The organism is Chitinophaga rhizosphaerae (genome assembly GCF_003958645.1).
Classification (GTDB): Bacteria; Bacteroidota; Bacteroidia; order Chitinophagales; family Chitinophagaceae; genus Chitinophaga; species Chitinophaga rhizosphaerae.
This window is the reverse complement of record NZ_RXLO01000001.1, coordinates 1-24,086: the sequence shown is the minus strand read 5'-3', so window position 1 is coordinate 24,086 and position 24,086 is coordinate 1. Positions and strand designations below refer to the sequence as shown.

General features: G+C 54.8%; 16 protein-coding genes. 4 read left to right on the top strand and 12 right to left on the bottom strand.

Annotated features, from left to right (window positions below; genetic code table 11):
• Nucleotides 1-328: 328 nt before the first annotated feature.
• Together EJ361_RS25480 and EJ361_RS25950 are read left to right on the top strand one after the other, a co-directional pair.
• Complete coding sequence (locus EJ361_RS25480) at nucleotides 329-484, top strand: hypothetical protein (RefSeq protein ID WP_164714016.1); 156 nt, start codon at nucleotides 329-331, stop codon at nucleotides 482-484.
• Nucleotides 485-537: 53 nt separating this feature from the next.
• Nucleotides 538-660, top strand: a complete 123-nt coding sequence (locus EJ361_RS25950; protein WP_262707042.1) for a hypothetical protein — start codon at nucleotides 538-540, stop codon at nucleotides 658-660.
• An 81-nt stretch (nucleotides 661-741) separates the two neighbouring features.
• Here the strand turns inward: EJ361_RS25950 and EJ361_RS00070 are convergent, their stop codons facing one another.
• The 8 genes from EJ361_RS00070 to EJ361_RS00035 all read right to left on the bottom strand — a co-directional run bounded on the left by EJ361_RS00070 (nucleotide 742) and on the right by EJ361_RS00035 (nucleotide 17,339).
• Complete coding sequence (locus tag EJ361_RS00070; RefSeq protein WP_126243307.1) at nucleotides 742-2,448, bottom strand: RagB/SusD family nutrient uptake outer membrane protein; 1,707 nt, start codon at nucleotides 2,446-2,448, stop codon at nucleotides 742-744.
• An 18-nt stretch (nucleotides 2,449-2,466) separates the two neighbouring features.
• Entirely contained in the window at nucleotides 2,467-5,580 is a 3,114-nt protein-coding gene (locus EJ361_RS00065) for a SusC/RagA family TonB-linked outer membrane protein (protein WP_164714015.1), read from the bottom strand.
• Between the two features lie 515 nt (nucleotides 5,581-6,095).
• Nucleotides 6,096-7,712, bottom strand: coding sequence for a SusD/RagB family nutrient-binding outer membrane lipoprotein (locus EJ361_RS00060; RefSeq protein WP_126243305.1), 1,617 nt, complete (start codon nucleotides 7,710-7,712; stop codon nucleotides 6,096-6,098).
• An 18-nt stretch (nucleotides 7,713-7,730) separates the two neighbouring features.
• Nucleotides 7,731-11,507: a SusC/RagA family TonB-linked outer membrane protein gene (locus EJ361_RS00055; protein ID WP_126243304.1), complete on the bottom strand. Its 3,777-nt coding sequence runs from the start codon at nucleotides 11,505-11,507 to the stop codon at nucleotides 7,731-7,733.
• Nucleotides 11,508-11,650: 143 nt separating this feature from the next.
• Nucleotides 11,651-12,721 (bottom strand): FecR family protein, encoded by a 1,071-nt coding sequence (locus EJ361_RS00050; protein ID WP_126243303.1) that lies wholly within the window; start codon nucleotides 12,719-12,721, stop codon nucleotides 11,651-11,653.
• Between the two features lie 67 nt (nucleotides 12,722-12,788).
• The gene (locus EJ361_RS00045; protein WP_126243302.1) at nucleotides 12,789-13,331 is read right to left on the bottom strand and encodes an RNA polymerase sigma factor; all 543 of its coding nucleotides are present in this window, start codon (nucleotides 13,329-13,331) and stop codon (nucleotides 12,789-12,791) included.
• A gap of 168 nt (nucleotides 13,332-13,499) precedes the next feature.
• Nucleotides 13,500-14,129, bottom strand: a complete 630-nt coding sequence (locus tag EJ361_RS00040) for a response regulator transcription factor (protein WP_240646501.1) — start codon at nucleotides 14,127-14,129, stop codon at nucleotides 13,500-13,502.
• Nucleotides 14,130-14,213: 84 nt separating this feature from the next.
• Nucleotides 14,214-17,339 carry a ligand-binding sensor domain-containing protein gene (locus EJ361_RS00035; RefSeq protein WP_126243300.1) on the bottom strand — a complete coding sequence of 1,042 codons (3,126 nt, stop codon included), beginning with the start codon at nucleotides 17,337-17,339 and terminating at the stop codon, nucleotides 14,214-14,216.
• A 107-nt stretch (nucleotides 17,340-17,446) separates the two neighbouring features.
• Here EJ361_RS00035 and EJ361_RS00030 point away from each other — a divergent pair, with 107 nt between their 5' ends.
• Both EJ361_RS00030 and EJ361_RS00025 read left to right on the top strand, forming a co-directional pair.
• Nucleotides 17,447-18,478, top strand: coding sequence for a WD40/YVTN/BNR-like repeat-containing protein (locus EJ361_RS00030; protein ID WP_126243299.1), 1,032 nt, complete (start codon nucleotides 17,447-17,449; stop codon nucleotides 18,476-18,478).
• A 274-nt stretch (nucleotides 18,479-18,752) separates the two neighbouring features.
• Nucleotides 18,753-21,146 carry a glycoside hydrolase family 31 protein gene (locus EJ361_RS00025; RefSeq protein ID WP_126243298.1) on the top strand — a complete coding sequence of 798 codons (2,394 nt, stop codon included), beginning with the start codon at nucleotides 18,753-18,755 and terminating at the stop codon, nucleotides 21,144-21,146.
• A 212-nt stretch (nucleotides 21,147-21,358) separates the two neighbouring features.
• Here EJ361_RS00025 and EJ361_RS00020 read toward each other — a convergent pair whose 3' ends face one another.
• The 4 genes from EJ361_RS00020 to EJ361_RS00005 all read right to left on the bottom strand — a co-directional run bounded on the left by EJ361_RS00020 (nucleotide 21,359) and on the right by EJ361_RS00005 (nucleotide 23,832).
• The gene (locus EJ361_RS00020; RefSeq protein ID WP_164714014.1) at nucleotides 21,359-22,186 is read right to left on the bottom strand and encodes an anti-sigma factor; all 828 of its coding nucleotides are present in this window, start codon (nucleotides 22,184-22,186) and stop codon (nucleotides 21,359-21,361) included.
• Nucleotides 22,183-22,755 carry an RNA polymerase sigma factor gene (locus EJ361_RS00015; RefSeq protein WP_126243296.1) on the bottom strand — a complete coding sequence of 191 codons (573 nt, stop codon included), beginning with the start codon at nucleotides 22,753-22,755 and terminating at the stop codon, nucleotides 22,183-22,185. Before EJ361_RS00015 ends, EJ361_RS00020 begins: the two co-directional genes overlap by 4 nt.
• 75 nt (nucleotides 22,756-22,830) lie before the next feature.
• Nucleotides 22,831-23,235 (bottom strand): hypothetical protein, encoded by a 405-nt coding sequence (locus tag EJ361_RS00010; RefSeq protein ID WP_126243295.1) that lies wholly within the window; start codon nucleotides 23,233-23,235, stop codon nucleotides 22,831-22,833.
• A 102-nt stretch (nucleotides 23,236-23,337) separates the two neighbouring features.
• Nucleotides 23,338-23,832, bottom strand: a complete 495-nt coding sequence (locus EJ361_RS00005; RefSeq protein WP_126243294.1) for a MepB family protein — start codon at nucleotides 23,830-23,832, stop codon at nucleotides 23,338-23,340.
• Nucleotides 23,833-24,086: the final 254 nt, after the last annotated feature.

Genomic DNA, 24,086 nt, shown 5'->3' with positions numbered 1-24,086 from the left:
CCGGTCGTTGGCAAAAATAAAGGATTCGCGGAATATGCCAAGTAGATTTTATGCACCATACCTTCTGCACTGATTTTCAGCGGGAAGTAAAATTATCCACGCCCCCTGTCCCCTACTGTCAGCCGCCTGCGCCGGCACCGCAGCGGCAAAATCCCCCGTTCGTATCATAACATGTTATCAAAAAATGTATATTTTTTTGAACGTTTTCCGGGTGAATTCGATGTCAACAAAATTTCCATTCAAATAATATTTTATATAATTAAAATATCTATATTTACACCGGAATACGGCACATCTATCCTGTCATCATTATTAAATAGATATCCTGATGAAAACTGTATTTTTTGGTATCGTCGTATCTGTTTTACTGATCGCCTTGATCGTATTGTTACTTGTCAGACGTGAGCAGCGCGATATGCGCCGGTTGAAAGACACCTGCATCGGGTTCTCCAGGCACCTGGGACCCTGGCGGGCGATGTCCTGAAGCCATCTTCCCTTGATTTTTTCACCTTTTGTAAACTTATAATCCCTATACCTATGAAAACCGGTCTACTATTCAAACTCGCATGTCTATGCATCGCTTCCGTGGTATTACTGGCGCATTTCGCCCGTAAGTACATGCAGCGCGTCACGACGCAGAAAGTGCCCGCCACGCGCTGATCACAACACCGCCCGAACAAAATGAAAAAAATTGATCCGCCCGGAATCGGGCGGATCTTTTTTTTGCTTTTTACAATGTAATCACAAATCTTCCCAGCCGGGGTTCTGGGGATATTTCGGCCCGGTCGTAGTGGCGTCTATCTGCGCCTGCGGTATCGGCCTCAGCACGTGCCTCGGCAGAATGTTCTTTTGTCCGTCGGTATTGTGCAACACGATCCTTTCCACCAGCTTCCCCGTGCGCACGAGGTCCGGCCAGCGCGTCAGTTCCCCGCACAATTCGCGGGAACGCTCGTCCAGGAGGAAATCCAGCGTAAGGTCGGCCAGCGATATTTCCATGGCGGCGGCATTACCGGTCGGGAAGGCGGCCCTCCGGCGGATGGCGTTGATATAAGGCAGTGCCTCTCCTGCCCTGCCGGCTTTCAGCAGCGCCTCCGCGGCAATGAGGTACGTATCCGCCAGCCGGTACACGATCACGGAGCGGATGGAAGGATAGTTCATATCCTGCCGTTTGGTATCGTAATATTTCGTCATCGCCGGGCTCATGGAGGTGGAATATTTACGCGGCGGGATGAGGGTATACGGCGCCGCCTTGATCTGCGCATCGGTCACATCGTACCCTGGCATCCAGACCGCGGTATCGCCCACCTGGAATTTCGGTTGGCCGGAAACCGCGCCAGCGGGGGCTCCCGGGGGGAGCGGACTGGGCCATTTGGGCAGTTTCGCGCCGTTGTTGCTGATCCACATGGTCTGGAAAGTTTTACGGTAACGGGTATCGTTCGTCCTTTCCCTGAAAACGGTATCCGTCAGCCAGCGGGTAGGCACCACGCGGATGTAGGGCCTCCCGTATTTGGTATCGCGCTGCATGCCGTCGAGGTCTTCGTACTTCGGTACCCAGAGATGGTTCAGGATATTATCGTGCCCGCTGCTGTTGTTGGGCCCGTTGTACGGGAGGTTCGCCGTGTGCTGGACGGTCCATATCACTTCGCTGTTCGCTTCGTTGCCTTCCTTGAAAACATTCCCGAAATCTTCCTGCAGCGACAGCCCGGCCTGGGGTGCCACGTCATGGATGAGCTTCGTGGCCCATTCCGCCGCTTTCGTGAAATCGTCGGGCTTCGCGGCTTTGCTGTAGCCGCGCGTGAGGAGTACTTTCGACAGCACGTGCATCGCAGCCGCCTTGTGCGCCTTTCCCGGCAATACGCCGTCTACGCCCGGCCCCGCCGGCAACGTATTGATCGCTTCCGTAAGGTCGGCCACGATCAGGTCGTAAGCCGCCTCCACCGGCTGCCGGTCTGCACTGGTTTTGGGCAGAATATTGAATTCGGTGGACACGGTCAGGTCGCCGAACTGCTGCAGGAGCTGGAAGTAATAATTGGCGCGGAGGAACTTTACTTCCGCCACCATCCGCTTCTTCTTTTCCACGTCTATCCCCTTCACATTGGGTGCGGCATTGATCACGCCGTTGCAGTTATTGATATATTGATAGACGGGGCGCCACAGGTTGTTCATCGTACCGGTGGATGGCGTGTACCCGCTCGCGTAGCGGTTCAGGTCACTGCCGCCGTCTTTCCCGGAAATGAATTCATCCGTTCCGGGAACGGTCAGGAAGAAGAAATCCATCGTCCCCCAAACCGTCCGTCCGCCCGCATAACAGGCGTCGTACGTCAACTGGAAGCCCTGCGCCGTTTTCAGGAACTCCGGCGTGATAAGGGCATGCGGCTGTTCCTTCAGTTTATCCTTACATCCCGCAACGGCGATCGCCGCCGCGAGGATCAGTGCATATTTTTTCATGGTTCGATTTTTTTCAGGTTAGAAGGTTACGTTCACGCCAAACACGGCAGACCAAACGGGCGGCGTATCCGCAGCGAGGTTCCCCGCCGTTTCCGGATCGAGGCCGCCGTATTTCTTCACGAAAGGCGAATACACGATGAACGGGTCTTCCACGGTGGAATAAATCCGCAGGTTCCCCAGCCCGATGCGCTTGAGCACCGCTGGCGAAAGCGTATAGCCCAGGCCGATGCTGCGGATCTTCACGAACGACCCGTCGAAATAACTGAGCAGGCTTACGTTCGGCGAATTGGTATTGTTGGCGTTGGGCTTCGGATAACGGGTTTCGCCGTTCTCAGGCGTCCAGTAATTCACGCGGAGGTTGTTGTAATTGCTTTGATAGGTGTGCACGAAGGCGTTGCCGCTTTTGTGCAGGTTGCTGGAAATCATCCCGCCCATCCGTGCGAACGCGGAAATGGTCAGGTCGAAACCCTTGCAGGTAAAGCGGTTCGTCATCCCGCCCTGCCAGCTGGCTTGCGGGGAACCGATGAACGTACGGTCTTCGGAGTTCATTTTCTTGTCGCCATTAACGTCTTTATACCGGATATTCCCGATCACGGACCCGTTGCCGGTAAGCGTTTGCTTGTATTCCCGGGCCCAGGCACTGTCTGCCGGGGTGTTTTGCCAGATGCCGTCGCGCACGAGGTCGTAATACACGCCGATCGGCTGGCCTACGAACCGGCCGTTGGCGATGTCTTTGATCACGCCTTCCGACAGTTCCACGATCTTGCCGCGGTTCATGAAGAAATTCATGTCGGTGCTCCATCCAAAGTGATCCCGCGATCGCGCTACGATGTTCTGCGTGTTGATCTGGATTTCCAGGCCCTTGTTTTCCGTTTTCCCGACGTTCAGCAAAATCGGTTCGGGAATGCCCGAAGTGGGCGGCAGGGATTTAGGGAGCAGCAGGTCGCTCGTGTTTTGTTTGTACACTTCCGCCGAACCGCTGACCCGGTTGTTCCACAATCCGAATTCCAGGCGGAGGTTCGTGGTGGCGGTATATTCCCAGGTCAGGTTGGGATTGGGGATCGAGCTGAGATAGGCGCCGATGGCCGTTTGGTCCGGCCCGTAATTATAGCGCACATCACGCAGGCTGCCCAATGTCTGATAAGGATCGATAGCCGTATTGCCGGTTTTGCCGTAAGAAGCGATGAGGCGCAGCGCACTGATGGTGGAATTGCCGCGCAGGAAGGCTTCGTTGGAGATGTTCCAGGCTGCGGAAGCGGAAGGGAAAATCTGGAAATGGTTCCCCGGCGCCAGCCTCGACGAGCCGTCGGACCGCATGGTCAGCGTCAGCAGGTAACGGTTGTCGTACCCGTAATTGATACGGCCCATATACGAAATGATGCTCCATTGTTCCTGTTCGCCCGTTCCCGTGTGGTTTTGCGCGAACTGCGGTGCGAAATACTCGAGGAAATCGCCCGGTACGTTATTGTTCGAAAAATCGTTCCGCTGATAATTGGACTGCTGGTAGCTGTATACTGCGGTAGCATGCAGGCGGTGCTTCTGCGCGAATGTTTTCTCGTAGGTGAGAATGTTTTCGAGCGTGTAGTTGGTAGACAGCCGGTTCTGGTTCGTGGATCGCGATAAAGCCCCCAGATTATAAGTGGTATTACTGGCCGAGAAGCTGCCGTAGAGGTCGGACCGGATCTCCGCGCCGGCGTTGAACCGGTATTTGAGACCGGGAATGAATTCGTAGTCGAGGAACAGGTTGGTGAAAGTACCGAAGCGTTTGCGGCGTTCCGTCACCGCGTTCGGGACTTCGTTGGCGAGCGGGTTCCACACCTGGTTGGCATTGCCGATCACGAAGCCCACGAGGGTGCCGGTGGAGTCGTACGGCGATGCGAGCGGATTGGCGCGAAGGGCCTGGCTCATGGGATTGTTGCTTTCGCCCATGGTTACGCTGTAGTTGTTCAGCGAGCTGATCCCGAGCTTGAGCTTGTTGCTGAAAGCATGGTCTACAGTGGCTTTTAGCGAGTACCGCTCAAAAGACTGGCCGTAATAAATCCCCGTTTCGCGGAAATACGCGCCGGAAAGTGCGTACTGGGTGGATTCGCTGCCGCCGCTGATACCGATCTGATGGTCGGTAGTGGTGCCGGTGTGATAGATGAGGTCTTGCCAGTCGGTACCTTTTCCTGCTTTGTAATTATCGATTTCCGTGGGCGTGAATTCTTCGCCGGCCTGGTTCAGGCGCGGATCGTCGATGCCGGTATAAGCGCCCGCGGTGCCGATGGCGCCCCAGTACTTCGCCCACTGTTTGAAACGGAAGAACTCCTCCCCGTTCATTACCGGAAATTTTCCGCGGGGCTTCACGATGCCCGCATACCCGTTGTAGGTGACGCGCGCCTTGCCGGATTTACCGCGGCGGGTGGAAATGAGGATCACGCCGTTGGCGCCGCGGGATCCGTAGATCGCTGTGGCGGAGGCGTCTTTCAACACTTCTACTGACACCACATCGTCCTGGTTCAGGTCGTTGATGTTGCCGTTGTACGGAATACCGTCTACCACGAACAGCGGATCGTTGGAGGCGTTCAGCGACCTGTTGCCGCGGATGAGGATGCGCGGCGAGGCGCCGGGTTTGCTGTTGCCGCCGCCTTTCTGGATATCGACGCCGGCGGCCTGTCCTTGCAGGGCGGCGCTGATATTGTTGACGGGCGTTTGTTTGAGGGTTTGTTCGTTGATGGAAACGATGGAACCGGTAACGTCAGATTTCTTCTGTTTACCATATCCCACCACGATCACTTCGTTGAGATCGCCTTTGTCGGCAGACAGCGTGATGCGGAGGTTTCCCGGTGCGGAGGTGCCGATATTCACTTCCTGCGTTACATACCCTACATACGAAATCCGCAATACGCTGTTTTCCGGCACGCGGATGGAAAAGGAACCGTCTTCCTTCGTGGCCACGCCTTCCGACGATCCGCGAACGCCCACCGCTGCGCCGGGCAGCCCTTCGCCCTGCTGGTTGGCGACATGGCCTTTAACGGTAACACTGCGCTGCTGGGCCTCCGTCAGCAACGGCAGCAGCATGAGGAACAGGCCAGCCACGATCGCGCCGAAACAACGGCGCCGGACCGATGGCGGCATGAAGTACATTTTCATACATGGAATTTTTAAAGACTGGAAATAATGGGAAGGAAACTGCCCTGCGGGCATAAGAAGGTTTGCCGGAGCTGCGGGGCTCCTGCATCTGCAACGTGGAAAACTGATATGTGCGTAATTGGTCATACAGTCATAGCGTTAGGCGCATGCGTTTACCGCAAGGCATTACGTGTGAACTGCAGACGTGCCGCTGCGTGCCGCCGGAACTGAACGGCAAGGCGAGGCTTGCCCTCCCGGGGGAGCGGTATCGTGGAAGCGGATGTTACGATGGGGAAAAGACATCGTTCTCATCCCGTGGAATCTCTTCTGTCGCCGGATTTCACCCATTCAGTGCAATCGTTTGCATTCAACCGGCAAAAATAAAGCGTGAATTATACGCTTTATCAATACTAATATCGGAAAAATTTCATTTCCTCGTTAATGGTTTCGCATCTTTTTTCCGCCCGATAAGAAAAAAAGGCCGCCTGCAAATGCAGACGGCCTGTCAGTGCTCCATATTCGACCGGGTTGCTCAATTAAGGCATCCAGTAGATTTTTTGCAATACCTGCTGGCCAGGGCTCGCGCCGCCGGTTGCCGCTTGCCAGTTTTCATGGTTATTGATATTTTCATCGTCCGGGTAAGGCAGTTTGTTCACCACACTCGGCGCATAGTTCGGGTCTTTGGGCGTGAGGCCGGTCCTCCTTACGATCGCCCAGGCTTCCCAGGGTTGGAACAACGTGGCCAGCCATGCCTGCGTGGCGATCTTGCGCAATGCGTCGGCATCGTTCAATCCATTGTACAGGACTTTCGGGTTGGTCAGGAACGCCGTCATCTGCAGCGCGGTCGGCGCAGTGGGCTTGGTGCCCCAGAACGGGGAATTGTTCGCATAACCGTACCAGAATTCTACGGACGAGCGCAAACCGGCTTCGTACTCGGCTTTCGCTTTCACGATATCCTTCGCAACGCCCATACCGCGCTGGTAAATCTCCGCTTTCAGCAAATGGACGTCGGCTTCGGTAATGATGAGGATGGGCTGGTAAACGCGGTCTGCCGCCATGTACAGGTTCACGCAGGAGAATTTATTGGCGATGTCGGTACCAATGGGCCGGCGCACCGTCATCCCTCCTTCATACGGCCTTCCGCCTTCGGGCTGCGATCCGTCTTGCGGCTGAGGCGCCCATTTGTCGCGGTTGCTGGTCATATAGAACACCTTGCAGCGCGGGTCGAAAATACCGGCTCCGCTGGAGTCGTTGCTGGACGACATCTGCTGCCACACGTTGCTGCTCATCCGCATGTTGGAAATAGACAGTTCGGCGTAGGAATTCCACTTCGCGTCGAGCGCAGCGAAGGTCCCGGCGTTCGAGAAGTTATTTGGCCAGAGGCCGAAATTGTCTTTCCAGATATCGGTAGCCGCTACGTTCTGGTTATTCGGCAAGGGCTTGTTGCCGCCGATGATATCCGTAATGATCTGGCTGGACAGTGCGTTTTCCTTATTGTACAACCGCACCGCGTACCGCAGGCGCAGGGCGTTGCCGAACTTGCGCCAGGCGTCGACATCATTCTTCAGGAAGCTTTCCGACGCACCGATGCTGGTTTGACCGGCTGCGGTGGTAAGCCCGTCCGTAGCGGTTTTCAGGTCGGCCAGCACGCTTTTGTAGATATCCGCCTGCTTGTCGTACGGCACGCGGAAGAACGCCGGCCCGTCTGCCGCGCTCACGGCTTTGCTATAAGGGATGTCCCCGTAGTAATCGACCATCCGCAGCGTACGGGAAGCCAGCAGAATGGTGGCCATATGGCGTACGTTGGAGAAGGAAGCCGCATCCGGCTGCTGGTCGATGAGCCGGATGAGCGCGCGGTAGTTGTGCAGCGCGGGATAATAATTCCCCCAGAAACCGCCGGCATAGTTCACGTACGGCGCAAGGGTATTTTGATAGGCCTGTTGATTGGTGATGGGATACAGGAGGCTCACGTTGAGCGCATCGTCGCCATATTTGGTGAACGATTCCACCAGTCCGTTATACAACCCTGGGATATTGATCCTGCTTTCGTCTGCGTCGCTGTAAGGTCTGTTCAGATCTTCGAACCCCTTCCTGCAAGAACCGCCCCCGATCAGGAGCCCGCAGGCCAGCAAACTATATATGATGCTTTTCATGTGCTTTTCGTTTTGAGATTAGAGGGATGCTTTCACGGTGAAACCGAAGGAGCGGATCCGCGGCATGGAAGAATATTCGATACCCTGCTGGTTCCCGATGCCGTTCACGCCTTCGGGGTTCAGCCCTTTCGGAATGGTGGTGAAAATGTAGAACAGGTCGCGGCCGATGAGCGACACGCTCAAACCCTGGAGTACTTTCGTTTTCCGCACTACATTGTAGGGCAGTTGATACGTCAGCGCCGTTTCGCGCAGCTTCATCCACGAATTCTCGAACACGGAAGCGGAACGCGGCACGCCGAGGTGGTTCCAGGAAGTGTAAGTCATGAGGTAATACCAGGGAGCCGCCACCACGTCGGTATTCTGTTTCCCGTCTGCAAACACCCCGTCGAAAACGATCCCGGTGTTGGATTGCGTACCGTCGGGGTACACCAGCGGCGCACCGCCGCCATTGCGTTCCTTCACGGTTTCCTGCAACAGGCCGTTGCCCATCGCCGCGGCGTAGGTACCGAAGTAGGTATCGCCGCCGATCTTGGCGTCGGCCAGCACATACAGGGAGAAATCCTTATAACGGAACGTGTTGGAAATACCGCCGGTCAGTTTCGGGGTAACATCGCCGATAGGCACTTCGGAAGGCGTCAATACCCATTGCGTACCGGCATAGTAGGTGGTACCGTTCACCGTGTAGGTCAAAGGCAGCTGCGATTGCGGGTTCACGGCCCTTTTCAGCACTTTCTTGCCGTTCAGGTATGTGAAATCCTTCCCATACAGCGTACCATAGCTTTCGCCCACTTTCAGGCGGGTGGAAACACCGCTTCCGCCGAAAAAGTTACCGATGCCGAGGTTATCCACCCCTTCATCCAGCGCCAGTACTTTATTGCTGTTATGCGCCGCGTTCAGGCCGATCGTCCAGGAGAAATCTTTCGTCCGCACGGGTGTTGCGTTGATCACCAGTTCCAGCCCCTTGTTCCCAAGGGAACCGCGGTTCAGCACCACGGAAGTAAAGCCGGCCGACTGCGGCAGCGTACCCTCGAGGATCTGGTCGTACGTTTTCATCGTGTAAGCAGTCAGTTCCACGTTCAGCCTGTTTTCCAGGAACCCGAGCTGCAGGCCCAGTTCGAACTGGCGGCTGCGTTGGGGCTTCACGTCAGGAAGTTTCAAAGCCGACTGGAACGTTTGCGAAGCCTGTCCGTTGATATTGTTTACGGTCAGCAGGTTGTGGATGCTGAAAGGCGTGGTGCCGCTGCCCGTTTCGGCGTAGGAAAGGCTCAGTTTGCCGAAGCTCAGCCAGGGCATCGATTCCCGGATGGCGGGGATGCCGTCGGAGAATACGTAGCTAAGGTTGGCTGAAGGATAGAAGTAGGAGTTGAATTCTTTGGCGAGGGTCGAAGACCAGTCGTTACGCGCCGTGATCTGCAAATAGAGATAATTGCGGAACGACAGGTCGAGGAACCCGAACGTGGAGTTGATCTTTTGCTGGTAACGGAGCTCGTTCGGCGCGTCGGGCACTTCGGAACCGTTTTTCAGGGCGAATACGAACGGACTGAGCAGTAATCCTTTGGTGGAGGCGCTCACCGTATAGTCTTTCCGGTAGAATTGCTCCACACCACCGGTCAGGCTCGCGTTGAAATCCCCGTTGCCCAGCCCCTCTTTATGAATGCGGGCCATGGCAGTGAGGTTGCGGCTGAGGTTCTGGGAATTGGCTTCGCGATAGGCGCCTTCAGTCCCCTGGATATTTTTCGGATATTCCCGTATTTCGGTAGCGTCGTTGGAATTATCGATGCTGCCCTGGCCGGTCAGCGTGAGCCAGTCGGTCAGGTTGGCCGTGAGGCGGATACCGCCCAGCAGCTGGTTGCGGCGCAGCTCGGTGTTGTTCTTTTCGATGTTCCACCAGGCGTTCGTCATGTAGGAATAGAAAGGATATGCGGGCGATCCGGCGGGGAAGTTGCTGGAGTTGCCCACGTCCCTGCGCGCGCCCTGCGGCGTAAAGTTGTTCATCTTGTCGACATCGGGCCGGTAATCGCGCGTGGCGGCGTAGCTCATCCCCGCGAGGTAGTTGCCGGAACCGATCGGCGGTGTATTCAAACGGTAGTAGCTGATGTAGCTGGCGGTCACATCCGCCGTCAAAATCTTGCTCACCTTGATGCTGGAACCGAGGTTGAACGTGTTCGTATTGTATTTGGAATTGGGGATGTTGGCCTTGCTGTCGTCTCGCGTATAGGAAACGCGGACGGTGCCGTATTCGCCGCCGCCAGACAGCGAAACGTTGTGCTGGTTTACATTCCCGTCGGGGAAGAACGCCTTCCAGTTGTCTGGCTGCGCGGAATACGGGCGCTCAACACCGTCGTACCAGAGGATGGGCTGGTTGTCGAACTTCGGGCCCCAGGAAAGGCCGCTGGGGAAGGAAAAGAGATCCCAGGCCTGGGTGCTGTTGTTATAGGGCAGCATGCCGTATGCACCGGTTTTGTAATCGCCCGCTGCATAGCTTCCGGTGTAAGTACCGATCTGGTAGCGTTTGCCGGCGCCGTTCACGGGGAACTGTTTCTGCTGGTCGGCCGTCCACAGCGAGCCTACCAGCCCCGATCCGAAGTCGTTCTGGAAATCGAGGAATTCATACACCTGCGTTTTGCGGGCGGAGTAAGAATATTCCACGCCCAACCCCTTGCGCTGGGTGCCTTTTTTACGCGTTACCATTACCACGCCGTTGCCGCCGCGGGAACCGTAGAGCGCGGAGGCTGCGGGGCCTTTCAGCACGGTTACGCTTTCAATATCTTCAGGGTTGATAAAATTCAGGCCGGTACCCCAGTCGTTGTAGCTGGAAATGTCTGCGCCTTTGGCAATCCCCAGTCCGCCGCCACCGCTGTTGAGGCCGTTCCTGTTGATGGGATCGTTGTTGATGGGAACGCCGTCTACCACTACCATGGCGCGGTTATCGCCGGTGAGTGTAGTATTGCCGCGGACCACCACGCGTGCCGAGCCGCCTTCCACACCGCCGGAGGCGTTGCTGATCTGGAGGCCGGCCACTTTGCCCATGAGGCCTTGCGCGATCGTGGGCGCCTGTGCGATGGTGATTTCACTGCCTTTTACGTTCTGCACGGCATAACCGAGAGAACGGGGCGCACGTTTCACGCCGAGGGCCGTCACCACTACTTCGCCGAGCCCTTTTTCGTCGGTCTCCAGCGCAATGTTATAACTGTTTTCCCCGGTAACGGTCACTTCCCTCGACTTGAAGCCGATGGCCGAGCACACGAGGACGTCGCCCTCGTTGGCATCTAATTCGAAGCGGCCGTCGCCGTTGCTGGAAGTGCCTTTGGTGCTGCCTTTCACCATCACCGTAACGCCAGGGATGGCGGCATTTGTCACCGCATCGCGGACAACGCCGCTGATTTTCTTGAAAGCCATCGCGGCGATGGCTTCGTCCATCTCTTCCATGCCGCCGGCCATCGCGCCGATCCGCTGGCGTTTCAGGACGATCTGGCTGCCGATGGCTTCGTAGTTGATATTATAGGGCTGGAACAGCTCGTCGAACACTTTCGAGAGGGCTTCGTCCTTCGCCCGTACAGTAACTTTTTCTTTCTCCGGGATCGTGTTGCGGGTATAGGAGAATTTTACGTCGGCCTTGCGGCTGATCTTCTCCAGCACGCCCCTGAAGGCTTCATGCTCGATCGACAGGGTGAGCTTTCTGTCTAGCACGCCCTGTTCCGCATTTGCTCGGGCCCCGGCCGGCAAAGCGGTGGCGAGGGCCAGCATACCGTACAGGCACGCGCGCATCCTCGATGTGGAATAGCTCTTCTTCATAACTTAAACGATTTAGCAATTAAATTAAAGGCAAACGCCGTCGCTGCGGGGGATTGGCCGCAGGACACAGATCGTCCGGACTGCTCCGGTCAGTCTCATGCGTTCATTTTGGTTGTCTGAGTTTAGTTTTTAATTAATCTATTTCATTGTTCATTCTGGCACCCATTTCCTTCTACACGGATGCCGTACGTGCTCAAAGTATACGATGCGTCGATAGTCCTGGTGATGACTTTCAATATTTCCTCAAGGCTTTCATTTCCAAGCGTCAGCGTGATATAACAGTTTTTAAACGTGTCTGTGTCGAATGTGATGGGGATGGCGTAATGCGTTTCGAGAGCGCGGAGCACTTCGGCCAGGGGCGCTTCCTCGAACACCAGGGTTTTCAGTTTGGCCAGTTCTGCTTCCTGGACCAGGTTGCCGCCGAAATCTTCGGTCACCAGCTCCTGTAGCGCGGCTTCGTATCGGCACAACTGCCGCGGCATCACGATGCTCGCCGCCCGCTGCTCCAGATCCTGGCCTTTCAGGTAGACAGACACCTTGCCGGTGCTCACCGCTACGGATTCCTCCGCGCCGGCCTTCACCCGGAAACTGGTGCCCAGCACCTTCACGACCATCTTGTCGGTATATATATAAAATGGTTGCTGCGGATTGGGGACTACGTCGAAAAAGGCTTCCCCTGTCAGTTTCACTTCGCGTTTACTGCCGTCCATCAACAGGTTGTAGGCGATACGCGCGCCTTTTCCCAGCACAACCCTGGAGCCATCGGGCAGGAAAAGCGCCTGGCTGCCGGAGTTGCCGTTGAACCGTACCACTTCGGGCGAGCGCCCTTCGGCAACGGCAGCTACTTCCCGTTGTTTCGATTCGCCACGGAAAAACATCCATCCACTGGCGGCTACCAGTAATGCGACGGCCGCCGCAACCGCGATCCAGCGGAGGGGGCGCATGCGGTGCGGTCCCCTTTCGCCGATGCCTTCCCGGATTTTTCCGAAAAGCGCGTCCACTTCTCCGGCGGGCATATCTTCTCCCCCATATTCCTCTTCCATCCCGATCTCCAGCACCATCGCACGGGCGCATGCGGCCAGGGCGGCGTTCTCCTCGCGTTCGGCAGTCCAGGACTCCCAATACGACGCATACCTGCTTCCCGGGTTGAGTACCCAGTCCACAAAGCGATTGTCGAGCAACAGCGATTCCAGTTTGTCTTCGGATGATGGCATGCGGAGCGTATATATCCTGTAATGGACAATTTACCCGCGGGATACTCACTTTTCAGGAATTATTTTTTCAGCGGCGGGGAACTTTTACCGAAAACCCCTTGCGCAGGGCTTTCAGCGCGCGCTGAACGAGGTTGAGGACCGACTGATAGTTCATATCCATCATCTCGGCGATGTTTTCGTAAGACACGTTATGGTAAAAACGGAGGTGGATGGCTTCCTGCTGGCGGCGGGGCAACTCGTCGAGCAGGTGGCGGAGGGTTTCGCGGTTGAGGTTTTCCGTTTCGCGCGCCACGATCTCCAGTTCCACATAGCCGGAAAGGAGCTCGCCGGATGCGAGGTTCAACTCGCCGTTACGGACGAACGACTGTTTGGACAGGGCTTTAGACAATTTATTGCGCAATGCGCGGAGGAGATAATATTTGGGATAAGGCGTATCGGAAAGGTGCTGGCGGTTCTTCCAGGTTTCTTCGAACAGATCCTGGATGCAATCCTGGACGAGTGCGGGATCGTCGGTGATTTTGAGGCCGTAGCGCATCATGGGTTGGACGTGGGCGCGATACAGGCGCTCGAACGCGGAGAGGTCGCCGCTTTTCATCCGGATCCAATCCATATCGTGGTCAAATGCGCTCAAACAGAGGTGGAAATTGAAGATGAATGTAGGACAAAACGGGAATCTTTCCTAATAGGATCGTGCCGAAGCGGTAAACTTTTATGAGCAGGATAAGAAAAAGGGCCCCCTGTGCCGGGAGGCCCTGTCAAAAATGGCAATAGTTAACCTTTAACGGTTAAAATATTTGTTGACCGCGTCCGTCCGGCTGCGCACGTGCAGCTTTTCATATATATTGTGGACGTGGCGGCGTACGGTTTCGATACTGATGAACAGGTTGCCGGCGATTTCCTTGTAGAGGAAACCTTTGGACAACTGGTCGAGGATTTCTTTTTCGCGGGAAGTGAGTGCTTCGAGCGCCGGGTTCGGCTTGGCCTGTTTCTGGAAATAGGCCACCACCCTTCTGGCGATCTGCGAGCTCATGGGCGACCCGCCTTCATGCAAATCGCGGATGGCGTCGAGCAATTCGCCGGGCGATGTCTTTTTCAGGATATAACCGCTGGCACCTGCTTCCAGGGCCATAAAGATCTTGTCGTCGTCTTCATAGACAGTCAGCATCATAAACTGCATGTCGGGGAATTCTCCCTTCAGGCGTGCGATGCATTCAATGCCGTTCATGCCCGGCAGGTTAAAGTCCATCAACACCACATTGGGTAACAACTGAGGAATCTTTTCAAGCGCATTTTCTGCATTGTTGAAAGCTCCAATGCACGCATATCCCTCAGAACCATTGATCAACAATTCCATGGCTTGCCTGATATCGTGATTGTCTTCAACAATAGCCACAGAGATGATATCCATGCTATTTTGTAGCTTTTTTTTCGAATATACCATCATTTCAATTTAAAGTCATAACACCAAGATGTTATAAAGAGTAAATGTAGATTAATTTAATGGTATATCTAAGAAAACTGTCGTCCCGTTCTGTGAAATGATGTCGGCCTGCCCGCCTACCTGCTGCATCCGCTTCTCGATGTTTTTCAGTCCGTTGCCGAACAGGCGTACCTTTTCAGGGTCAAATCCTTTCCCGTTGTCTTTGATCATGATCGTCATATTTTTGAACACTTTCACTTCGATGATCACTTCCGTGGCCTGTGAATGCTTCACGACGTTGTGCAGCGATTCCTTGACGGCCAGGTAGATATGGCGGCGGGTACCTCCGTTCAGTTTTACGTTGGGAATGCTTTCGGGGATGATGAAATGGTGCTGGATATGTGCATGCTCCAGGAAATCAGCCGCAAAGCTCCGCATATACGCAATGAGGTTGGCCAGCGAATCGTTCGAGGAGCTCATGGCCCAGATGATCTCGCTCATCTTGTCCACCAACTCTCCCGCCGCTTCGGAAATCCTTTCGATTTCCTTCGTTTGCCCGGAATCCTTGATCTTCCGCTTCGCGATTTCGCTCAGCAGCCTGATGGTCGACAGGCCAGACCCCAGATCGTCGTGCATATCGCTCGAAATGCGCGCCCGCTCCTGGTCTACCGCCTGCTCCTTTTCCAGCTTCAGTTTCTCGTTCCGGATCTTGTAGTCAAGATACAGCGCGGAGAAATAATATGCTATACCTAATATGAGTAACAATAGCAGGAACCGGAACCAGAGCGACTGCCAGAACGGAATTTTGATGACGATCTGCAGCGTGGTGGGTTCCGTATTCCAGACTTCGTCGTTATTGCAGGCTTTTACCTTGAACAGGTAGGTGCCGGGTGCAAGGTTTGTATACCGCGCCATGTTCTGATTGCCGGCCATGAGCCAATCTTCGTCGGCCCCTTCCAGCATGTACTGCACCTTGTTCTTCAAAGGATTGGTAAATTCCAGTGGCACATACTCGATGGCGATGGTATTTTGGTTATATGCCAGCTCCACCCTTTGCAACAGCGAAATCGCCGTGTCCGATTTGTAAGGCTTGTCGAGCACCTCCAACCGCTTGATGATTACTTTCGGCATCCAGGGATTATTGCGGAAGTTGCGGGGATAGAAACCCGTCACCCCGCGGATGCCGCCGAAGAACAGTTCGCCGTCCATCGATTTGAAATACGCGCCGGTATTGAACTCGTTGCTTTGCAAACCGTCTTCGAAGTTGAACGTCACGAGGTTATCGCCATTCTGGCGGATGTGGGTGATGCCGCGGTTATGGCTGATCCACATGTTATCCTTATCGTCCAGCAGCACGGCGTACACGTAATCACTCACCATGCCCGCGTAGTCGTAACTGTTATAATGCTTCAGCTTGCGACTGGCCTCGTCCAGCACCAGCAAACCCTTGTTGGTGGCGAGCAGCAGCTGTTTATGCGCGTTCTTGTTGATGGATTTGATCTCCACGTCCTTGACCCACAGCGGTATCTTCTCCCATTTCGAGCCTTCCGATTTCCGGCAATAGACGGACGCTTTGGTGCCTACGTACTGGTTGCCCCAGAAATCCTCGAAAAAGCAGGTCAGTTGCTCGTTATCGAACCGGTGAACGATGGCGGGCGAAAGCCCTTTATCCGCACTGCTGAATTTCAGCAGGTACTCCCCGTAATTGAAATACGTTTCCCCGTTGGGCCGCTTGTTCACGAAGGGATAAATGACCAGCTGCGGCGGCAAGCCGAGCGCCAGCACTTTGCCGGTCAGGTCCTGGAACCGTTCGGACTTAATGTCGAACAGCCCGATGTGCCCCCGCACGAAGTGGAACCACAGGCTTTCGTAATCTTCCCGGCAGATGGCGTGAAGGTTATTGGCCGGGAAGCGCCCCGGCGTCAGCTCGTTGGAAATCCGTTTGAGGTATTTGCCGCCTTTCTCGTAAATATCCAGCCCGTCCTGCAGCAATCCTACGTACAACCGCCCGTCGTCGTGCTTGTACACGGCTTTGACGATATTGTGCGAAATGCGCGGGGAGCGGTAAAGGCTGAATACTTTTTTGTTCGGCGCATATTTTTTCAATCCATCCCCATCCGTGCCGATCCACATGTTATTGCCACGGTCGCGGTACAGCGCTGTGATCTTGTTGAAGGAATTGGTTTCGAATGCGTTGAAACTGGTGATGTGATTGATGACCTCGTGATTGGCGATACTGTAAACCAGCACGCCGTTGTTCCCGCCTATCCAGGCGTTGCCGCGCTCGTCGAGCTCGATGACGTTCGGGGTGAAGGGTTCCTGGAGCTCGTTATAAATGGAAAACTTCGTATCTGAATAACGGTTGTGCTTCGTATCGAAGATGGTGACGTGCCCGTTGCTCACCACGAGCAGCGAATCGGCGCTCAGGGCGCGGATAACGGGTTTCCCGATGAGCGAGGGCAGGCAATAAGTGGTGAGCCGGGCGGTGTGCACATCCATCCGGTACAATTGCTCGTTTTCGAAACAGATCCAGATGTAATTATCCTGCATGGCCACCGTTTGCGGGATTTTATTTTCCCGCGCGTAGGCCGGCGGGTAGAGGATGATCTTTTTCAGCTCGAACGTTTCACTGTCCAGCTGGTAGAGCCCTTTCGCGGGCCGCCAGACCCACAGCGACTGTGTGGCCACATCTTCCCCGAGGATCTTGAATTTGGGAAGGAAGTCGCGCTCGGCTTCGTTGACGTAAATGCTGTCGGCGAACACCAGGCGGAAAGTGCCTTTATAACTGTCGTAAAAGCTGATACCCGCGTTGTGGGCAACGAACAGCTGGTTGTCGTGATCGAGGTAGAACAGGTGATTACGGGTGCCGTGAAGCCCGAAACTCTTTATCACGGCCCGGCCGAGCTGCGCGGCGGAGTTGTAGACCACGCGTTCGTCGGGCCTTTCCGGCCGGCCCTGGGCGGGATTGGTACGGAATTCGTTGAACACATACCCGTCGAACCGGTTGACACCGTCAAACGTCGAAATCCAGAGAAACCCTTCCGGGCCCTGGATGATGCTGCCGATACTGTTCTGCGACAGCCCGTTATCAACGCCATAGGCGTCGAAATTATAGCTGCGCTCCTGTGCGGAGGCAGTGGCCAGGCATGCCAGGAACAAGCAAAGTATAAGGATGCTTGTCTGATAAAATGATCGCATCGTGCAGTTGAATATGTCTTAGGAGGTTTGCAAATATATAATTCTCGTCTGCACTTTGTAACGAATTTGCATTTTTCTTCATTATTATTGCCGAAAACGAAGCTAGTATGAAATTCAGACTGTTGATGGTGATGACCGTGATCGCTTGCCGGCCAGTGCTGGCGCAGACGGCCCCCGTCGCCCCCAAACCCGACCCTTCGATCCAGGAGCTGGTGAATGCCCCGATCGGGAGCATCCGTGGGTTGAGCGTGGTGAACGACAGCGTGGTATGGGTTTCCGGCACCCAGGGCAAGGCCGGCCGTACGACAGACGGCGGTAAAACCTGGACCTGGATCACCGTTCCCGGCTGCGACAGCGTCGATTTCCGGGACGTGGAAGGTTTTTCAGGGGAAAGAGCGCTGCTCATGGGCATCGCGTCTCCCGGGCGGGTGATGCTCACCGAAGACGGCGGCAAGAACTGGGAACAGGTCTATTACAACAGCGATTCCGCGGTGTTCCTCGATGCCATGGATTTCTGGGGAGATAAGAAAGGATTTATCGCGGGAGACCCGCTGGGCGGCAGCTTCAAAGGGCTCATTACGCCAGACGGCGGTAAAACCTGGTACAACCTGCCCATGCCCAAAGCGGATTCCGCCGAAGCGATATTTGCGGCGAGCGGCACCACTTTGCGGGCATTGCCCGGTGGACAGGTGGCTTTCGCCACCGGGGGGAGCCACAGCCGTTTCTACCGGCTCAAGGGGCGGACCTGGCAGGTTTCCGAATGGGCCGCCACGCAGGGGCAGGCATCCACCGGTATATTTTCATTCGCATTTCTTACTGATAAACAAGGCATTGCCGTGGGGGGCGATTACGTCAAACCGGACGTCGTACAAGGAAATTGCCTTATTACTGCCGATGGCGGGCTCAACTGGGCGCTGCCCAAAACGCCGCCGCGCGGGTACCGTTCCGCCGTGGAATACGTCGACAGGAATATCGTGATCTGTACCGGGCCCACGGGGACCGATTGGTCGGCCGATGGCGGGCTGACCTGGCAGGCGCTCCCGGGCGAGGGTTTCCACGCGGTCCGCAGGGCCAAAACCGGGAGAGCGGTGTACCTGGCAGGCGCAAAAGGGCGGATCGCCGTGGTAAGGGGAATGTGACCGAATGCAAAGGGCGCCCTGGAAAGGACGCCCGTTACAATACGCTTATTGTATCACAACCGGAACAATAGGTTAAAGCAAAAAGTACATTTACTACAAGTTAAACCTTCTCACTGCAATATTTCGGACAATCTCGCCAACACAGTTATTTTTTTTGTTAAAGCTGGAAATGCCCCGTTAAATGCAGGGAAAAAGTAATTTTTAATTATATTAGATGGAATACGGCCCCTTAAATGGCCGTGACATTTATCAGTAAAAGAAACAGATCGGCACGATGCAAGTGGCAACATCTTCGGGTAAATACTCGGTTAAACACTACCCAGACAATATTCAATCCTGGAAAAAGGAAGGCAACTATTTCTACTTCTACACCTCAGCCACCATACTGGAAATCAGGGTGATATCCGACAAGATCGTCAGGTTCAGGTATGCTGCCGACGGGCAGTTCCAGCGGGATTTCTCCTATGCCCTGAGCGATAAACTGGAAGAATCCCCCGAAAACTTCGATATCCGGGAATGGCAGGAGTCTTTTGAAATATTCACCACCGCCATCCGCGTCTACGTGGCCCGCGAAAACCTCCGGATCACCATCACCGACATCGACGGCCGGATCATCAACCAGGACGAAACGGGCTTCCACTGGCAATATTACCTGCAGAAAGGCGGGAAGATCGTGTATTGCACCAAACTCATACAGGAAGGCGAAGCTTTCTACGGCCTGGGCGACAAACCCACCGACCTGAACCTCCGCGGCAAGCGAGTGGAGAATTTCGGGACGGATGCGTACGGATATGCGAAAGATACCGATCCCCTCTACCGGAACATCCCCTTCTATTATGGCCTGCACAACGGCATCGGGTACGGATTGTTTTTCGACAACACCTTCCGCACCCTGTTCGATTTCGGCAGCGAGCGCGAAGACGCGTCCAGCTTCTGGGCGCGCGGCGGGGAAATGAACTATTACTTCATTTACGGCCCCGAACTGCTGAAAGTCGCCGAATCCTACGCCCGCATCACCGGAACGGCCGAATTGCCGCCCCTCTGGGCCCTCGGCTACCACCAGTGCCGCTGGAGCTATTTCCCCGACACCCGCGTACGCGAAATCGCCAAAGAATTCCGCGACCGCGGCATCCCTTGCGACGCGCTCTATCTCGATATCGACTATATGGACGGCTTCCGCTGCTTCACATGGAGCAAGGAAGGCTTCCCCGACCCGAAAAAACTGCTGAAAGAACTGTCGGACGGCGGATTCAAAACCGTAGTCATCATCGACCCCGGGATCAAGGTAGACCCGGAATATTCCGTATACCAGGAGCTCGTGCAGAAAGGCTATGCCTGCAAACGGGCGGATGGTGCGCTGATGGAGGGCGACGTATGGCCCGGCAAATGCGCGTTCCCCGATTTCACCGATCCGAAAGTGCGCGATTGGTGGGCAGGGCTTTTCAAGGATTTGACCGACTTCGGCGTCAGGGGCGTGTGGAACGATATGAACGAACCGGCGGTGTTCGAACTGGGGACTTTCCCCGAAGACGTGCGCCACGATTACGACGGTGAGAACGTGAGCCACCGCAAGGCGCACAATGTGTATGGCCACCTTATGAGCAAGGCTACCGCGGCGGGACTGAAGAAGCACCTCATGCCGAGGCGCCCCTTTGTCATCACCCGTTCCGCCTATTCCGGCACGCAGCGCTGGAGCAGCGTTTGGACGGGCGACAATATGAGCACATGGGAACATCTCTGGTTGGCGTCGGTACAGTGCCAACGCCTCTCCGTTTCCGGGCTAAGCTTCGCCGGCAGCGATATCGGCGGGTTCATCGGCGAGCCCAGCGGCGAGCTGTATACCCGCTGGATCCAGCTGGGCGCGTTCCATCCGCTCATGCGGACCCACTCGGCCAGCAACGATACCGGGTTCGACCAGGAGCCCTGGAGCTTCGGACCGGAATATGAAGCGGTGATCAAATCGTTCATCCAGCTCCGATATCGCCTTCTCCCCTACATCTACACCACTTTCTGGCAATATGCAGCGTATGGCACGCCGATGCTGCGCCCCCTCGCTTTCGTAGCGCAAAACGATGCCCATACGCACGATCTGAACCACGAGTTCATGTTGGGAGACAGCATCCTGATCAGCCACGTCAGCGAGCCCGGCATGCAGGAAAAACCGGTGTACCTGCCCGAAGGCACCTGGTATTACTACTTCAACGACCAGCGCCATACCGGCGGCCAGACCGTCACCGTTCCCACGCCCATTTCGGAAATGCCCATTTTCGTAAAAGGCGGCGCCGTGGTGCCCCAGTACCCCGATATGGAATGGGTGGGCCAGCGCAAGGTGGAAGAGATGATCCTGCAGGTGTATTACGGCGAAGGCATCACCCACAGCATCCTGTACGAAGACGCCGGCGATCATTACGCTTACAAGACGGGGCAATACAACCTCGTGCGTTTCAAACAGGTATCCGAAGAAAAACAGTTCCGGCTGAAAAAGAAATTCGTGGGCAAATTTGAAGCAGATTACACGCATCACCGCCTCCGCATCCACGGCCTGCCTTTCCGGCCCACTACCTGCGTGGTAGACGGCCTGGTGATGGACATTCCGCAAGACGTGCTGCAGGCGCCGGTGATCGAGATCCGCCTGGCCCGCAATTTCGAAGAGATCATTCTCAAATAATAAAAAAGCGAAACGGCAACATCCGTTTCGCTTTTTTATAGCTTATTTGTCTATTACTCTTATAGATACTCCATACTATTCAGCAAACCTTTTGCAACACCTGAAATTGGCACCATCGCCTGGCGAACGAGTTGTACATGCGCCGGGCGGCGCATGTGGAACACCGCCAGAGCGAAAACTTCTACTATAACATTTATTTCGCTGGACCCGCTTTACCCGGCAACCTTGCCCATTACATATAACTGGGTCAGATCCGGCGTGGGGCTTCCGCCTTCTTTTTCCAATGTAATCGCGAATGCATCGGCGCGTTCGACGGGCTTGAGCCTGCAATAGCCCGGACAGTTTTCCAGCATACCCGCATCTACCGGTTTGCCATCGACCAACGCCCATAACTGGTATTGTTTACCTTTGGGCGCAGGTGGTAAATGTTGGGTAAAAACAAAAACATCCCGATTGTTATTATTCCAGTAGACGGTTACCTCCCCTTCCTTACCGGGTACACCGTTCAGGAGAATTTTCCTTGTACCGGGCAAAGCAACTGACCTGACCTGCGAATACACCAGTGAAAGCGTATCCCGGATCGCGGCATTGCCGGCCAGTAACAAATCGTTACGGCGTGCCGCCAGCGCATAGTCGTCCTTCAGCCGATGATATCGCTGATACAGCAGAATATTCCCCGCAATGCTTACCAGCAGCAAGATGGCTGCCGCAGCTGCTACGCCCGCCCAACTGAATGTACTGCGTGTAAAGTTCCTTTCCGGCATCGGCACTGCGGGCACTGGGCCGCTGCTTTCTATACCATCGCCTTCGAGCCCTTCGGCCAACCTGCGTTTCAGATCGCCCCACAGGTCGCTTTCCGGCAGCTCTTTGGCATGATCAAAACAATACGTCTCCAAATTCTCCTCACACTGTTGAATGGCAGCTTCCACTTCAGGATACAGCGCACGAAACTGATCCACTTCCGCCCTTTCCTCTGGCGTAGCAAGACCAAGTACATAACTTTCGATCACCCCACTTTGTATGTATGCCGATACGTTCACGCAAATAAAAATATAGATATCATTTTCCTGAGTTGCTTAATAGCCGCACGTAGTCTCGTTTTAACCGTCCCTGCCGGGATTTTCGCCAATTTGGCGATCTCTTCATGTGTATAGCCCTGAAAATAAGATAATTCTATCAATGCCCTGTGTTCCACCGCCAGTTTACTCACCGATTTCCGTAAACCCGTGTATTCGATGGACGCCCCTGCGATAGAATGATGAAAATCCTGGACAGGCTCGGTTTTCCTCGCATTCCGCCAGGCCGCACTTCGGACTGCGTCTATCGCGCCGGAACGGGCGATATTGTGCATCCATGTAAACAACCGCCCCTTTGCAGGCTCATATTGCCCGATCAATCGCCAAATCTTTACAAAACTATCCTGCAAGACATCCTGCGCCGTGTGCCCTTCCGGAACGATGCTGTATATGACGCCGTAAAGCGCGGGCGAATAGTTATCGTACAAATACCTGAATGCGGACTCGTCCCGCTGTTTTAGCAGCTGAACAAGTTCATCCTCTGTATATTTGGGTAAAATCTTCAAAAGATAATTGAATAATTCGAATAGCATATATACGGGAGAATCCCGCAGCCAGTTTTAGGGAAGTTTGCGCCCTTTGCCTGGACTTGCAAAGGGCGCATTACCTTATCCGTTCACCCACAATTTCCAACCGGCATCGAATTTATACCACTTACCATCTGCCCCTTCCCACTTCCATTCCGGCACTTCGGACCAGGTTTTCCCATCCGTGCTCCAAACCAGTTTGCCTTCGTGGATCTTCAGCCATTTACCTTCCTTGTCCATCCATGTGCCAGCCTTTTCCGCCGCCCATTTTTTACCATCGTGGCTTTGCCAAAGCCCGCCTTTGGCATCCAGCTTGTACCACAGCATTTTCCCTTCATGCATCCCGGCCCAGGTACCGGTCGCGGATTTGGACCAGTCAAAGGCCGGAACACAAGATTCAATTTGGAATCCGGGCGAAGCGAAAACCAGGGAAGAAGGGATACATAAAACGGCTGCCAGTAAGGCCATCTTCATTGTTTTTTTCATAATCATGCTGTATTTGATGTTGAATACAAAAAATGAATCCGAGATTATTTCGTAGACAAATCAGATACGGGGTGTTTTGAAAAAAAGTTTCAGGGATGGCGGCTAAATGTGGATAATCCGCCGCAACCGTGCAGCAGCATCCTTTTCGTCCAGATCGACGAAGTAACCGGATTGCCATTGCTGCGTATTCAAAGCTTGCCTGTTAGGCGCTTCCACCCAACCGGGATACAACCGGAAGCCGCGCTTTCCCTCCTTCGGCCCGTTCGTCAACACCCCGTTGCCGGCCAACGCCTGCCGCGGGAACATGAAAAATCCGCTGCGCGATCCGCCGTGTACGGCGATCATGTAGAAATCGAAGGGATCTGAAAGCGTGAAAGGCGCTGTTCCGCCGGAGGCGCTTCTTTTCCATAACGCGACGAAATTGCCGGCCTTTTTAGGCGTTAGTTTCGCCTGGCGGTACTTGATGCGGACACTTCCGTTACAAAGGAGGTCAAGGCCGTCATAATCTTCACTTTCGGCGTCTTGCAACAAACCCGTGATGCGCAGTCCTGCGGGATGCAATGCGTTGGTTTCGATAGATGCGAGCGTAGCGGTCATATTGGGTATCGAGGTTAAAACGAGGCTGCAAATTAAGGATTCAACGCGTAATAATCCCCCGATTCACGGCTGGCATGCTATTTCCCGGACTTCCTGCATAACCGACGCACCGCATTCGGAAACCGGGAACTAAAATACTCTGCACTGAAAGTGCAGAGGTTTGGGTATGCCGGACTAAAGTCCTACTCCAGCATTAAATTTTCAGCATTAGCACCTGGGTCATCCTTGTGGTGATCCAGGTATTCTTGCACCAT

Bases quoted from the DNA above. Each gene is read 5' to 3' on its own strand.
- EJ361_RS25950 (WP_262707042.1), top strand. From the start codon at position 538: ATGAAAACCGGTCTACTATTCAAACTCGCATGTCTATGCATCGCTTCC.
- EJ361_RS00070 (WP_126243307.1), bottom strand. From the start codon at position 2,448: ATGAAAAAATATGCACTGATCCTCGCGGCGGCGATCGCCGTTGCGGGA.
- EJ361_RS00055 (WP_126243304.1), bottom strand. From the start codon at position 11,507: ATGAAGAAGAGCTATTCCACATCGAGGATGCGCGCGTGCCTGTACGGT.
- EJ361_RS00005 (WP_126243294.1), bottom strand. From the start codon at position 23,832: ATGACCGCTACGCTCGCATCTATCGAAACCAACGCATTGCATCCCGCA.
- EJ361_RS00065 (WP_164714015.1), bottom strand. From the start codon at position 5,580: ATGAAAATGTACTTCATGCCGCCATCGGTCCGGCGCCGTTGTTTCGGC.
- EJ361_RS00060 (WP_126243305.1), bottom strand. From the start codon at position 7,712: ATGAAAAGCATCATATATAGTTTGCTGGCCTGCGGGCTCCTGATCGGG.
- EJ361_RS25480 (WP_164714016.1), top strand. From the start codon at position 329: ATGAAAACTGTATTTTTTGGTATCGTCGTATCTGTTTTACTGATCGCC.
- EJ361_RS00015 (WP_126243296.1), bottom strand. From the start codon at position 22,755: ATGCTATTCGAATTATTCAATTATCTTTTGAAGATTTTACCCAAATAT.
- EJ361_RS00045 (WP_126243302.1), bottom strand. From the start codon at position 13,331: ATGGATTGGATCCGGATGAAAAGCGGCGACCTCTCCGCGTTCGAGCGC.
- EJ361_RS00050 (WP_126243303.1), bottom strand. From the start codon at position 12,721: ATGCCATCATCCGAAGACAAACTGGAATCGCTGTTGCTCGACAATCGC.
- EJ361_RS00010 (WP_126243295.1), bottom strand. From the start codon at position 23,235: ATGAAAAAAACAATGAAGATGGCCTTACTGGCAGCCGTTTTATGTATC.
- EJ361_RS00025 (WP_126243298.1), top strand. From the start codon at position 18,753: ATGCAAGTGGCAACATCTTCGGGTAAATACTCGGTTAAACACTACCCA.
- EJ361_RS00035 (WP_126243300.1), bottom strand. From the start codon at position 17,339: ATGCGATCATTTTATCAGACAAGCATCCTTATACTTTGCTTGTTCCTG.
- EJ361_RS00030 (WP_126243299.1), top strand. From the start codon at position 17,447: ATGAAATTCAGACTGTTGATGGTGATGACCGTGATCGCTTGCCGGCCA.
- EJ361_RS00040 (WP_240646501.1), bottom strand. From the start codon at position 14,129: ATGGATATCATCTCTGTGGCTATTGTTGAAGACAATCACGATATCAGG.